Annotated in this window: 12 protein-coding genes; 7 read left to right on the top strand and 5 right to left on the bottom strand. The window is 34.2% G+C overall.

Translation table 11 applies throughout. The annotated features are described in order from the left end of the window. Positions 1 to 83: 83 nt before the first annotated feature. Positions 84 to 308 (bottom strand): DUF1128 domain-containing protein, encoded by a 225-nt coding sequence (locus tag MKX66_RS17590; protein WP_002010236.1) that lies wholly within the window; start codon positions 306 to 308, stop codon positions 84 to 86. 177 nt (positions 309 to 485) lie between these two features. Here MKX66_RS17590 and MKX66_RS17585 point away from each other — a divergent pair, with 177 nt between their 5' ends. Genes MKX66_RS17585 through MKX66_RS17575 form a run of 3 tightly spaced genes read left to right on the top strand, consistent with a single transcriptional unit; the run spans position 486 to position 2394 of the window. Further along, on the top strand, positions 486 to 950 hold the full coding sequence (locus MKX66_RS17585) for a low molecular weight protein-tyrosine-phosphatase (protein ID WP_002140258.1): 465 nt from the start codon (positions 486 to 488) through the stop codon (positions 948 to 950). A gap of 53 nt (positions 951 to 1003) precedes the next feature. After that, positions 1004 to 1519 carry a DUF4075 domain-containing protein gene (locus MKX66_RS17580; protein WP_341086817.1) on the top strand — a complete coding sequence of 172 codons (516 nt, stop codon included), beginning with the start codon at positions 1004 to 1006 and terminating at the stop codon, positions 1517 to 1519. Positions 1520 to 1524: 5 nt separating this feature from the next. Further along, a complete protein-coding gene (locus MKX66_RS17575) occupies positions 1525 to 2394 on the top strand; it encodes a YihY/virulence factor BrkB family protein (protein ID WP_002063656.1) in 870 nt (289 codons plus the stop codon). Positions 2395 to 2576: 182 nt separating this feature from the next. Here the strand turns inward: MKX66_RS17575 and MKX66_RS17570 are convergent, their stop codons facing one another. Then, positions 2577 to 4238, bottom strand: coding sequence for a heavy metal translocating P-type ATPase (locus tag MKX66_RS17570; protein ID WP_445662214.1), 1662 nt, complete (start codon positions 4236 to 4238; stop codon positions 2577 to 2579). Positions 4239 to 4928: 690 nt separating this feature from the next. Between MKX66_RS17570 and MKX66_RS17565 the strand changes: the two genes are divergently transcribed. The 3 genes from MKX66_RS17565 (at position 4929) to lepB (ending at position 7507) form a co-directional block, all read left to right on the top strand. Then, positions 4929 to 5879 carry a DMT family transporter gene (locus MKX66_RS17565; protein WP_002125011.1) on the top strand — a complete coding sequence of 317 codons (951 nt, stop codon included), beginning with the start codon at positions 4929 to 4931 and terminating at the stop codon, positions 5877 to 5879. Between the two features lie 123 nt (positions 5880 to 6002). Beyond that, complete coding sequence (locus MKX66_RS17560) at positions 6003 to 6683, top strand: lysoplasmalogenase (protein WP_002029577.1); 681 nt, start codon at positions 6003 to 6005, stop codon at positions 6681 to 6683. 287 nt (positions 6684 to 6970) lie between these two features. Next, the gene (lepB, locus tag MKX66_RS17555; protein ID WP_002010249.1) at positions 6971 to 7507 is read left to right on the top strand and encodes a signal peptidase I; all 537 of its coding nucleotides are present in this window, start codon (positions 6971 to 6973) and stop codon (positions 7505 to 7507) included. 43 nt (positions 7508 to 7550) lie between these two features. Here the strand turns inward: lepB and MKX66_RS17550 are convergent, their stop codons facing one another. Beyond that, positions 7551 to 10334 (bottom strand): tetratricopeptide repeat protein, encoded by a 2784-nt coding sequence (locus MKX66_RS17550; protein ID WP_341086815.1) that lies wholly within the window; start codon positions 10332 to 10334, stop codon positions 7551 to 7553. Positions 10335 to 10810: 476 nt separating this feature from the next. On the opposite strand from MKX66_RS17550, the gene MKX66_RS17545 reads away from it, so the two are divergent. Further along, a complete protein-coding gene (locus tag MKX66_RS17545) occupies positions 10811 to 11404 on the top strand; it encodes a DedA family protein (protein WP_002029574.1) in 594 nt (197 codons plus the stop codon). Between the two features lie 14 nt (positions 11405 to 11418). Here MKX66_RS17545 and MKX66_RS17540 read toward each other — a convergent pair whose 3' ends face one another. Next, positions 11419 to 11847 carry an EamA family transporter gene (locus tag MKX66_RS17540; protein ID WP_002029573.1) on the bottom strand — a complete coding sequence of 143 codons (429 nt, stop codon included), beginning with the start codon at positions 11845 to 11847 and terminating at the stop codon, positions 11419 to 11421. A 107-nt stretch (positions 11848 to 11954) separates the two neighbouring features. Next, entirely contained in the window at positions 11955 to 12101 is a 147-nt protein-coding gene (locus MKX66_RS17535) for a BH0509 family protein (protein WP_000817786.1), read from the bottom strand. Between the last annotated feature and the right edge of the window lie 79 nt (positions 12102 to 12180).

Raw genomic sequence — 12180 nt, 5'->3', positions numbered from 1 at the left:
AATTTAGAATGTGAGGAGGAAAAGAGAAGAGTTGTCATGAATTTGTTGAAATTAAAAGAGCCTCGAATACTTGAGGCTCTTTGTCATTTTTTAATTAATGTACCTAATTCCTCAGTAATAGCTTGCATTTCACTAATACTGAATGTTTCACGTTTCATAACGTGCTCATAAATGTCACGTAAGTCCTCGTACATTTCTTCGTTAAAACTAGCAGCTCTCATTGCTCCAGCATTAACCATGCGTAATTTTTCTTTAATAGCTTCTACCATATATTCAACGTTTGCTTCTGATTTTACGGATAAATCCACCGAAGTGTCCCCCTTTAAAATAACATAAGGTTATCTTAACATTTTTTTATCATTTTCGTTAATGAAACTTTTCAATCCTATTAAATTAGTAGGGATTTCCTTTATAATTAATAATTGGTTGTTTATACTATATAAGTATATAGTAAGAAATGCACCAAGAAGGGAAGAAACAAAAATATGGTCCGAGTATTGTTTGTTTGTCTTGGGAACATTTGTCGTTCTCCAATGGCAGAAGCAATTTTTCGGGATCTTGTCGTAAAAGAGGGACTCGAAGAGAAAATTGTCATTGATTCTGCAGGAACTGGAGATTGGCATATTGGTCATCCGCCACATAAAGGAACAAAAAAAATTTTAAAAGAAAATGAAGTCTCTTTTGAAGGAATTAAAGCACGGCAAGTAGAAAAAGAAGACTTAACAAAGTTTGATTATATTATTGCCATGGACAACAAGAATATAGCGGATTTAAAAAGTTTTGGTAAAACTGAAGGCTATATTGGTAGACTGTCCGATTTTGTTCCAGACGGTGGCTGGACAGACGTTCCTGACCCTTACTTTACAGGGAACTTCCAAGAAGTGTATGACCTTGTAACAGAAGGGTGTGCAAAGCTAGTAGCTTTCATTCGAAATGAACAAGGAATATGAGGAAGCTTAGAAAGTAATACTTTCTAATATAAGAAATGAAAGGGTGAAGGAATATGGCAAAGAAAAATAATATTGCTCGAAACATTGCGATTGGTGTAGCTGCAGGTGTAGCTGTATCTATGTTAAAGAAAGAAAACCGTGAAAAAGTAAAAAACACGGCAGAAAAAGCAAAAACAAAGATGATTGAAATTGGTGAAAATTCGAAGATAAAAGAAAAAGTGCAAACTGTTACAGATAAAGGACGCGAACTTGCTGATTTCAATGTAGTAAAAGCGAAAGTAGCAGAAATCAAAAAATTGACGCCGTCTGTTGTAGAAACGTTAAAAGAGACGAAAGAAATTTTTAGTAAGAGAAAAGTTGTGCCAGTAGAAAAGCCGGAAACGATTGAAATTCAAGCTGTATCTCCAAAGGTAGATGAGCTTAAAGCAGAAGAAGAGCCAGTAGTAGTTGAAGATGGTGGTATGAAAGAAGCGCGTGAATTATTTATGAAGGACTCAAATGCAGAGGAAAAAAAAACTGAAGCATACATTGAGCTAAAGCAAAATAAAGAAGAGAAGAAAAGCGTCTAAAAAATATGAGGAAATTTCTAGAAAAAGCAAAAAGAAATCGCACCTTTTCGTTTGGGAAAGATTTATATGACCGGACGATGCGCGATGATGTAGCGGGCTTAGCAGCACAGCTCGCTTATTTCTTCTTGCTTGCGATTTTCCCTGGGCTTGTTTTCTTAATTACGCTTCTTGGCTTTATTGACCTTCAAACAGAAAGTGTGCTCAATTTATTAGAACCGTACGTACCAGAAGATGCGATGAACTTAATTGAAGTAAACGTAGATAAAGTTGTAAACGAACAAAATGGTGGTTTATTATCATTCGGTTTACTATCGATGTTATGGTTTGCTTCAAACGGGGTGAATGCGGTTATGAACGCTTTTAACCGCGCTTATGATGTAACAGAAACCCGTTCCTTTATTAAAACAAGAGCTTTATCTATCGTGTTCACGTTAGCGATAATTTTTATGATTGTGTTTGCACTAATTGTCCCAGTATTTGGACAAGTGATTGGGGCAGCCGTGTTTAAAGCAATTGGTTTATCGGATAGTTTTTCTTATGTTTGGAGTATTACGCGTTTAGTAGCAAGTTTCTTTGTCTTAATCGCTTTGTTTAGCTTTTTATATACATTTGCGCCTGATCGGAAATTAAAGCGAAGAGAAGTCATATCGGGAGCAATATTTGCTACTGTAGGATGGATTGTGGTATCGTACTCATTTGCCTATTATGTAGATAAATTTGCAAATTACGCTAATACATATGGTGGTCTCGGTGGTATCATTATTTTAATGTTATGGTTTTACTTAACTGCGTGGGTAATTTTACTTGGCGGTGAAATTAATGGTTTACTCCATCATTATAGAACGGGTGACAATAATTCCCGTAATGAAAAATGAGCTCTTGTTCCATAATAAAAGGGAACAGGGGGGATATTTCATGAGTAATAATAAAAAGAACCACAATAATAAAAGTAATAATAAACAAAAGAGCAGTTCGCATCCAAAGCATAAAACGAGCAGTAGTGCGAACGGTCACAATAGCTACCATTAAAAAAAACGGGTCCTTTATCAGGGACCCGTTACTTATTTCCTTTTAATAATCGTAAGCCATTCAAGATTACAAGAATGGTACTTCCTTCATGTCCAATAACACCGAATGGAAGAGCTAAAAACTGCAAGAAATTAGAACAAATCAGCATTGCAATGACGGCTAAAGAGAAGATAACGTTTTGCTTCACAATACGGTTCATTCGTTTTGATAAACGGATTGCTTGAGAGAGACGAGATAATTCGTTTTTCATAAGAACAACGTCTGCAGTCTCTAATGCTACGTCTGTTCCTTCACCCATTGCAACACCAATACTAGAAGTAGCGAGTGCAGGTGCATCGTTTATACCATCTCCAACCATGGCGACTATGCCGTACTTTTCTTTTAACTGCTTTATCGTTTCAACTTTTGTTTCCGGTAAACATGATGCGTAATATTCTTTTATATTACTTTCATTGGCAATTGCTTTTGCTGTTTCTTCATTATCACCAGTAATCATGATTGCTTCGACACCAATGCTTTGCAAATCACGAATAGCCGCTATCGTTTCTTGGCGAAGGGTATCTTTTAAAGCGATTAGTCCAAGAATACCATCCTCATCACTAATATAAACGACAGTTTTCCCCTCTTTTTCAAGTGAAGCAGAAATGCCATTATGAAATGTCTTTGTTTCTTCTCCAATAAAATCAGCTTTACCAATTTTATAAGATTTGTTTTCTAATATTCCTTTTAATCCAAAACCAGTTACATCTTCAACGTTTTCTGGTTTTTTTATCGTAATGTCGTAAGCATGTTTTGCATATTTAACAATCGCTTCTGCTAAAGGATGTGTAGAGTGACTTTCAATCGCTGCTGTAATAGAAAGTACTTCACTTTCTGCTATGCCTTCTCGAACATATACATCTGTTACAGTAGGTTTTCCTTGTGTTAATGTTCCTGTTTTATCAAAGGCAATCGCCTTTACTGAAGCTAGACGTTCTAAATGAATACCACCTTTAAAGAGAATACCGTTTCTCGCTCCGTTTGAAATTGCTGATAAAGTTGCCGGTGTAATGGCTGCAACTAGCGCACAAGGAGAAGCGACTACAAGTAAAATCATCGCGCGATAAAACGTTTCATTCCAACTCCAATCAAGTAAGAAATGAGGAACAAACATCATAAGCGCAACAACAAGTAGTACACCTTTTACGTATGTTCCTTCAAATTTTTCGATGAATAGTTGTGATGGGGATTTTTCGCTTTGTGCACTTTGAACGAGACGAATAATCTTTTGGAATAATGTTTGATCGCTCGGCTTCGTAATTTTAACTTCAATAGCACCACGTAAATTTACAGTGCCGGCAAATACTTCATCGCCGAATTTTTTTTCATTCGGAATGGGTTCTCCTGTAATAGCAGCTTCATCAATATTTGTTTCACCAGTATGAATTGTGCCATCAGCAGGAACACGCTCACCTGGCTTAATTAAAATAATATCGTTAATTTGTAATTGTTCAACTGGAACACGTTCCGGAGTTCCGTTTGAAATACGTAATGCTTCTTCAGGTTGTAGATTAAGAAGCGCTGAAATTTCTTTTTGGCTTTTACTTAATGTATAAGATTCCATTGCTCCGCTTAATGCAAAGATGAAGATTAAAATAGCACCCTCTGCCCAGTAACCAATAACTGCGGCACCGATAGCTGCAAAAATCATGAGCATTTCAACATTTAGCTCTTTCTCTTCAATTGTGTCTTCAATACCTTCTTTCGCTTTTGCAAATCCTCCAATTACATAAGCAAGGATATATAAAGTAATACCTGCACTTATTACATCATTTTTTGTGAATAACCAACCAGCTAAAATAAAAATACCAGATGCGATTGCAAATATAAGTTCATAATGTTTCTTTAATGTATCCCATAAAGAGGGATTAGAAATATCTTTTTGTGCTTGTAATGTTTTTACTTCTGCGTTCATTAATACTCGCTCCTTCCGAATTCTTATTGAGAAAAAGAATCAAAATCGAAACCCCTATAAAACGACGAAAGCTGCCATCCATAATGGATAGCAGCATTTCTGTTGAATCTGATTTTAATAGTTATTATGTTGTAATTATTCTATAGTATAGCATATGTTTTTCTTAGATGATATGTTTTTGTTTTAGTATAAGGTGAAACTTTAATTAGTGGTGGTTTTGTTCATCCCACGCTGATTATTAGCCCTCGTCAATCGGGATTTTACGGGCAACAGGGCTCCCACCTAATTTCTTTGCCCCAGCCGAATTTGGAGGTGGGAGTTTTACTGCCCGGCGAATAGCGGGATAAACTGAAAACTTGTGTTTTCGCATTTCCTTTGGTATATATGAATATTGTTCATAAAAAGGTCGGAAAGGAAGACATCAAGTTGAAGACAGAGAAATTTTTTACCCATCCGATTGGCGTGTTTATTGCTGCAATAGTAGCAACATTTTTATGGGGAAGCGCATTTCCCTTTATTAAATTAAGCTATGCTGAACTTGGAATTCAGCCGCAAGAAGTCGGGGAACAAATATTATTTGCTGGCTATCGCTTTTTCTTATCTGGTGTAATGCTCTTATTATTTTTTAAAGCGTTAGGAAAAGATATGAAGTTCAAAAAAGGAACAGGAAAGCAGTTAGTTCAAATTGGCTTGTTTCAAACTTTTCTTCAATATATATGTTTTTATATTGGAATGAGTTACAGCTCAGGAATTGAAGGAGCGATTATTTCAGGAACATCATCATTCTTTCAAATTTTACTCGCACACTTTTTATATAAAGATGATGCTCTAAATAGGCGAAAAGTAATTGGAGTAGCTATCGGTTTTTGCGGTGTGATTTTAGTGAATGTACCGAGTGATGGAAGTTTATCATTTCATTTTGGAATAGGTAGCTTATTACTTCTTGGGGCAGCCATGATGTATTCGTATGGAAACATATTAGCGAAAGAAGGTAGTAAGACATTAGATATTGGGTATATGACAGCATATCAGATGATTTTCGGATCAATTGGGTTACTATGTATAGGTGCATTTCAAGTTGGAATGATGCCATTCACATTTAATCTACATGCAATACTTATGCTCATATATTTATCGTTCTTATCAGCGGCCGGATTCTGTATATGGAATACAATTATGAAGTATAACAAAGTAGGGAAAGTCTCGATGTATATGTTCTTTATACCAGTGTTTGGTGTGCTACTATCAAGTCTAATTTTAGGGGAAGCAATCCATTCCTTTGTACTATTTGGTTTAGCATGTGTCGCAGCGGGAATTATTGTAGTAAATCGTAACCCGGTTAAAAAGAAAGTTGAGCAAGAAAAACAAGTAGCATAGAGAACAGAAAAACGATTAAAATGGAAGAACAGTATTGTTCTTCTTTTTTTACATAGAAAAAGGAGAACGTGATATATGTAACGAAAAAAGATAGAATAAAGCATTTATTGAGGAGAACATATTATGAATGTACTTTACATTGTGTTAGTCGGGCAAATTATTCTTTTTTTAATGGGAGCAATTTATGCAATAGGACAGACGAAGAGAACGAGAAATAATATGCCGTTACCTTTAGCAGTTCGTCTTATTCTTAGTTTTTCTTTAACAGGAAGTGCAATTTGGATATGGTTACAAGATCCATCGGCTGAGTACAGTACGTGGGTTGCACTCGGTATGACTTTATCAACTGTAGGGGATTTATTTATGGCAGGATTAATTCCAATTGGTCATCGATTAATTGGAGGAATGGTTACTTTCGCTCTTGCACATTGTTTCTATGTGAAAGCATTTTTACAAACAGGTATTTCATGGAATGGTTTTTGGATCGGTTTATTCGTATACGGACTCTTTCTAATTATAGGGTGGTTTTTCTTTATTCGAAATGAAAAACAAGACAAACTTTTTACAATAGGCGCTCTAATTTACGGTTTGTGGGTTGGAGGAATGGCATGTTTTGCATTCGCCTTATATTACGAGAATATAGGAATATGGTGGATACCAGCACTTGGTGGTTTACTGTTTGTGATTTCTGATTTTATTATCGGCGTGACAGATATCGGAGGGCGCAAACTGAAGTATGAACCGCTTTGGATTTGGTTTACATATGTCGCAGCGCAGATGTGTATTGTATATGTAGGATTATAAAAAGATACTCTCAAAAATAGTTGATAGACTATTTTGAGAGTATCTTTTTTATTGCTATGCTATTATATTTGTTTGTTTAATTTGTGCAGTATCTTATACTTTCTAAGCATAAATTTCATAGGAAAAGTCCTGTTTGATAGATGGAAAACATAGTATATAAAAATAGTGAATTTATAGGGATTATTATTTTTATATTTGTAATATTCTAATGTTATAATTCAGAATTTTGTGGAAATTAACCAGTCGGAGTACTTATAATAAAAATAAAAAGATGATGAGATGGTGGAATGATGCAAAAGAAAAAACGTTTGCGTGAATTCTTTGAAATAATTGCAATTGCATGTTTATTAGTGTTTTTGGCAAAAATCTTTTTGTTTTTCCCTACGACTGTAAAAGGAGCATCGATGAGGCCGACGTTACAAGATGGAGATAAAGTAATAATTAATAAACTTGCAAAGAGATTTGAAAGTTATGAGAGAGAGGATATTATTGTCGTGAAGACAGATAATTTCTATGTGAAGAGAGTTATTGGATTACCAGGAGATGTAATTGAGATGAAGAATGATCAATTATATGTTAATCATCAAGTGAAAAATGAAGAATATTTAAAGAATAATAAAAAACAGGCAGAAAAATTACTTATCAATTTAACTGAAGATTTTGGACCGATTACAATTCCTAAAAATAAAATTTTTGTGATGGGAGATAATCGTTTAGTTAGTAGGGATAGTAGGAACGGCTTAGGGCTCATTGATAGAACAGAAGTATTAGGAAAGTTCATGGCGATATATTATCCATTTGAACATGTGAAAATTGTAGATTAAAAATAAGAAAAACCAAGCGAATTAGTTGCTTGGTTTTTCTTATTTAAACAGTCGGTGTTTTATTTATTGTTGCTTGTGAAGCAATATGTTCATTATTTTGGTCGATATTTAACATGAATTTTCGTTGTAACAATTGCAATTTAAAGAGTGTTAAAGGATCATGATAAGTTTCTGGGTTTGTTCTTAGCTTTGTTAATGTTTGCTCATCTTCTTGTATTTCAAGTTGGGCCGCTTCTACGGTTTGTTTCAATATGCTAAGAGGGTCTTTAAAGAACATCATGATATCCCGTTCTAGCGCACCTTCAAATACTTCAAATTGAAGGAAGAATTGTTTTGAAATCATCTGAGCAACTTCTGTATAATCTTCTGTTTCAATATATTGTTTATATTTATTTGATAGCATAGATTGATTTTTTTGCATATTACCGAATAATTTCCCTGCACTCTTTAAGAAAAATTGTGTCGGTGTAAAGCGTAATAAAATATTGATGTTAGCTACTGTAATTCTATTCGTCATTCTTGCAACATCTCTATCCCAGTCATCTAGTAATTTGAAATCACAAGGAAGTTTAATACGCTCTTCCTCATAGAGCTTATTAAAGGTATCGCTCATTTCATCTAAATAAGCCTGAGCTTGAATGAATTCATTATGAGCAGTTTCAATCCATTCTTGAATAGACCCAGTAAATTTAGGAAGAAGCACTTGCTGTACATGTTTTTGAATTCTTTCATTCATTGCTACATTTAGTTCTTCATGGACCAGTTTGAAATCACTATCTTCTTGAACGAGGTCAGAGCAACTCTGCAACAATTCAGGAATTTGAGAATGTATATCCTGCGTAATCTCTTCTTTCGTTAAGAGATAAGATTCTGTAATAGAACGAATTTTATCTTTTTGAATGGCAGTAAGATTATTAATAAAACCATCAAGTTTTACTAAAATATGTTTATTCCAGCGAACGGATTTCACTAACGTATTTTCTAATTCCACACGTTCATTTACAAGGTATGCAATTGTTTTTTGGATAAACCATAATAATTTTTCAATGCGTTCTTTTTCCACGCTACGCTTAGTAAGGTTAGAAAGAATAGAGTCTGTTACGTTACCTAGCTGTTCACTACTCTCTTGTGAAGGAGAGTAAGGGAAAAAGTGTGCTTCTGGGAAATGTACGAGTATTTTCTTTTTAATGCTGTTCGTGATATTTTCACTAGTATTCGTATCAATTGTTTGTAAGACGAATTTAATTTGTAAATTTGGTACTTGCTCACGAATATATAATAATGTATCGAGCTCTTCATCATGTAATGGTGAAGCTGAATTTAGGACATAGATGAGACTATCTGCTGCCTGTAAGTATTCAAAGTGAGAGCTGTTTTTGTCAAGTTGTCCATGCACAGTAGGTGTGACAAGGAATGAAAACTTATTTTTTCGTAAAAATCTACTTGGTAATTTAACTTCAATACATTTTCTTTCTAGTTTTGACTGAGAAGGTACGGCTAGTATGTTATGAAGTTCGTCAAAGTTTGGTATATTTCGTATATCTAGTTCTGTAAGCTCAGTTATTTCAGTTTGACTATCATCTTTAAATGTAATTGAAGTTGTTATAGCCTCATTTAATATATTTTCTCCTAGTATAGAGTTAATAAAGGCTGATTTATCATAATCGCTAGCTCCTGCTACTAGAAGTTGTGTAACAGTTAAATCGTATAACTCACGAACAAGTAGTGTGAATTGATGACCTAAATCTACATCATTCTTCTCAGCCCATACAGCAATCGTTTCAAATAATGCTGATACGTCTGCCATATCAACATTTGCATAAGCTGATGCATTTGAAAGTAAGGCACCTGCGCTTTTTACGAGTAATGATTCTAGAGTTGTCGGTGAAACTTCATTCCATGCTAATACTGCTGCGGAGACAAGTAAAGAATCTTCCGCTCTCATTAAACTAAACCAATTTGTTAATAAATCTGGTACAAGTCCTTGTAATTCGTGCATGAAATGTTGTCCAGTAATCAATTCGAAGTACGTCTCTTGATAGCGAGTAGAAATTTCATTCCAATCGTCATGAGCATCTACTTCAACATGTAAGAATAGGTGATTTATTGTTTGAATCCAAGGTAGATGGAATGATTCATTTTCATAGCTGTTCCAAAGTGAGATAACAAGCTCTTTAAATTGAACTTGATCAATTGTATATAAGGCTTTTAAAGATTCATAGAAATACTCAGGTTTAATTTTTTTAGTAAAGCCTCTGTTCACATAATTGATTAAAGTATCGAACCAGTGTAATGATTTTGTTCGAATTCCTTCTTGAACAGCGAGTTCAATAGCATTATTCCAATCTTCTTGTTTTTCATAGAACGATCGAGCGATTGCAGTAATATTTGGATAGTCTGGTTGAAATGCAACAGCCTCGCTAATCGTCTTAAATGCTAGTCCTAAACGATTTTGCTCTATATAAAGAGAAAGAAGTTGTAGGGAGACTTCCATTGTAAGAGTTGTATCTTCTGTTTGGATAGATGTATAAATTTCTTCTGCTTTTGGCAAGAAATCTAATTCGAAATAAGCATCTGCAATATTCTTCATAGCCCAGAGAGCAAGTTCATTATTTACTTTCTCCCATTTGAATATAGCAGCTTCAAAGTCGTTAGTTTGAAAATAAACTTCACCTTGTGCAAAGCGAACATTAGATATATTGGAGAATTCATTCTTTGATTCATTTATATATGCTTCACCGAGTACTTCCGCTACCGGAATGGAAGAGTCTTCTGTTAAAAATGTTTTATAGTAAATCTTTTGGATAAATTGTTTTTCAATGGTCATGTTCGTTCCCCCTGTATAATTTAGAAAAATGATGTTGTATGTAAAAGGGTGCATGTTACTCTAATAGGTAGAAGTTGCATTATATAGACCAAACTATGTTTTTGCTAGATATATCATTTTTCTTGAGAGTTAAACCGTTGCAAAAAGTAACTTCCCTTTATTGTAACAAAAAAATAAGCCTATGAATTTTTATTTTTTTATCTCGCTATTTATAGGAAGTAAGACTCCTACTCCAAAATTGAGCGAATGCAAGGAAGTTAAGTGGGAGCCCTGCTGCCCGTAAAATCCCGATTGGTTCAGGCTAATAATCAGTGGGAATGGATAAAAAACCACTGATTAAATCTCTATTTAAGGAATGGAATAGAAGTAGAGTTCATTATAAAAACAATGTATAGTGAATATGTATACCATGTTTGTCTTAAAGATAGAATGGGCACAATATGGGATAACGATCGTGTATAGGATGTGTCTTCCGAATGGAACAACATATTGGCGAGTTAATCGCACATTATGGATATTTTGGAATTATTATAGCTTTAGCTGGCGGGATTGTTGGATTACCTATACCGGATGAGTTTTTATTGACTTTTATTGGATATAACATTTCAAAAGGAGTTATGTCAGGAACAGCTGCTTTTTTAAGTGGAATGGCAGGTGCAATGCTGGGCATTACATTAAGTTACATATTAGGTTTAAAACTTGGGCTCCCTGTTTTAAAAAAATATGGTCCGAAAGTTAGAATTAAGGAACATCATATTGAAAAAACACATATTTTATTTGAAAAATACGGTCCATTTCTTTTAATGATTGGCTACTTTATACCGGGAGTACGTCATTTAACAGCATATTTTGCTGGAGTTTCAAATTTAACATTGTGGCGATTTTGTTTGTATGCTTACGGTGGTGCACTAATTTGGATAAGTGTTTTTATTGGCTTAGGTTGGAAACTGGGAGAGAAGTGGCGCTTTGTTGAATATAGTTTACATCATTATGGAATATGGATTTTATTAGTTTCGGCAATTGTAATATTGATTGTGTGGATTTACATAAGGAAAAGAAAAAACCGCTAATAATAGCGGTTTTTTTAGCTGAAAGCGATAAATAATACACCAGCTGTAATAAAGACTACACCAATACCGGTCATAAAGTTTAACTTTTCACCTAATATAATCATCGCGAGAATAATGGAAAATACTACACTTAATTTATCGATAGGTGCTACTTGTGAAACTTTTCCTGTTTTTAACGCAAGAAAATAAAATAGCCATGACGAAGCACCAGCGATTCCACTTAATGTGATAAATAGCAGTGCTTTTTTATTTAGGAGGACATCACCGATATTTTGAAATTTACCTTGTATAATAATAACTCCTACCATAAATAATGCCATAATAATAGAGCGAACCGTTGTTGCGACGTTGGCATCGATTCCATCTAAGCCAATCTTTCCGAAAATAGATACGAGGGCAGCGGCAATTGCTGATAATAGTGCGAATAATAGCCATGAACTCATAGTGAAACTCCTCCAATCTTACATTATTATACATGAAAATCATTCTCATGTATAAAAACGAAATAAACCCCCGCCCTATATTTTTAATAAGGTGGGGGTTTATTATACTACTCTGCTATTTCTTCATATAAAAAGTACGTTACATTATAAATATGCTCTACTTCATCATCCGTCATAAATAATAATTCGTCACGTTCAATCCCTTTTTTCTTTTCAATAAACTCAATCATGTTTTTTCGTTCTTCTCTTTTCATCAATTTTAATTTCTCCCCTCAATCTGTTTTAATACAGTTTATTTAAGTTACTGCTATTATATAACAGAATCTTTAGAAA

Origin of the sequence: Bacillus sp. FSL R9-9530, assembly GCF_038008145.1 — a bacterium.
Classification (GTDB): Bacteria; Bacillota; Bacilli; order Bacillales; family Bacillaceae_G; genus Bacillus_A; species Bacillus_A mycoides.
This window is presented reverse-complemented; position numbering and strand designations above follow the sequence as displayed.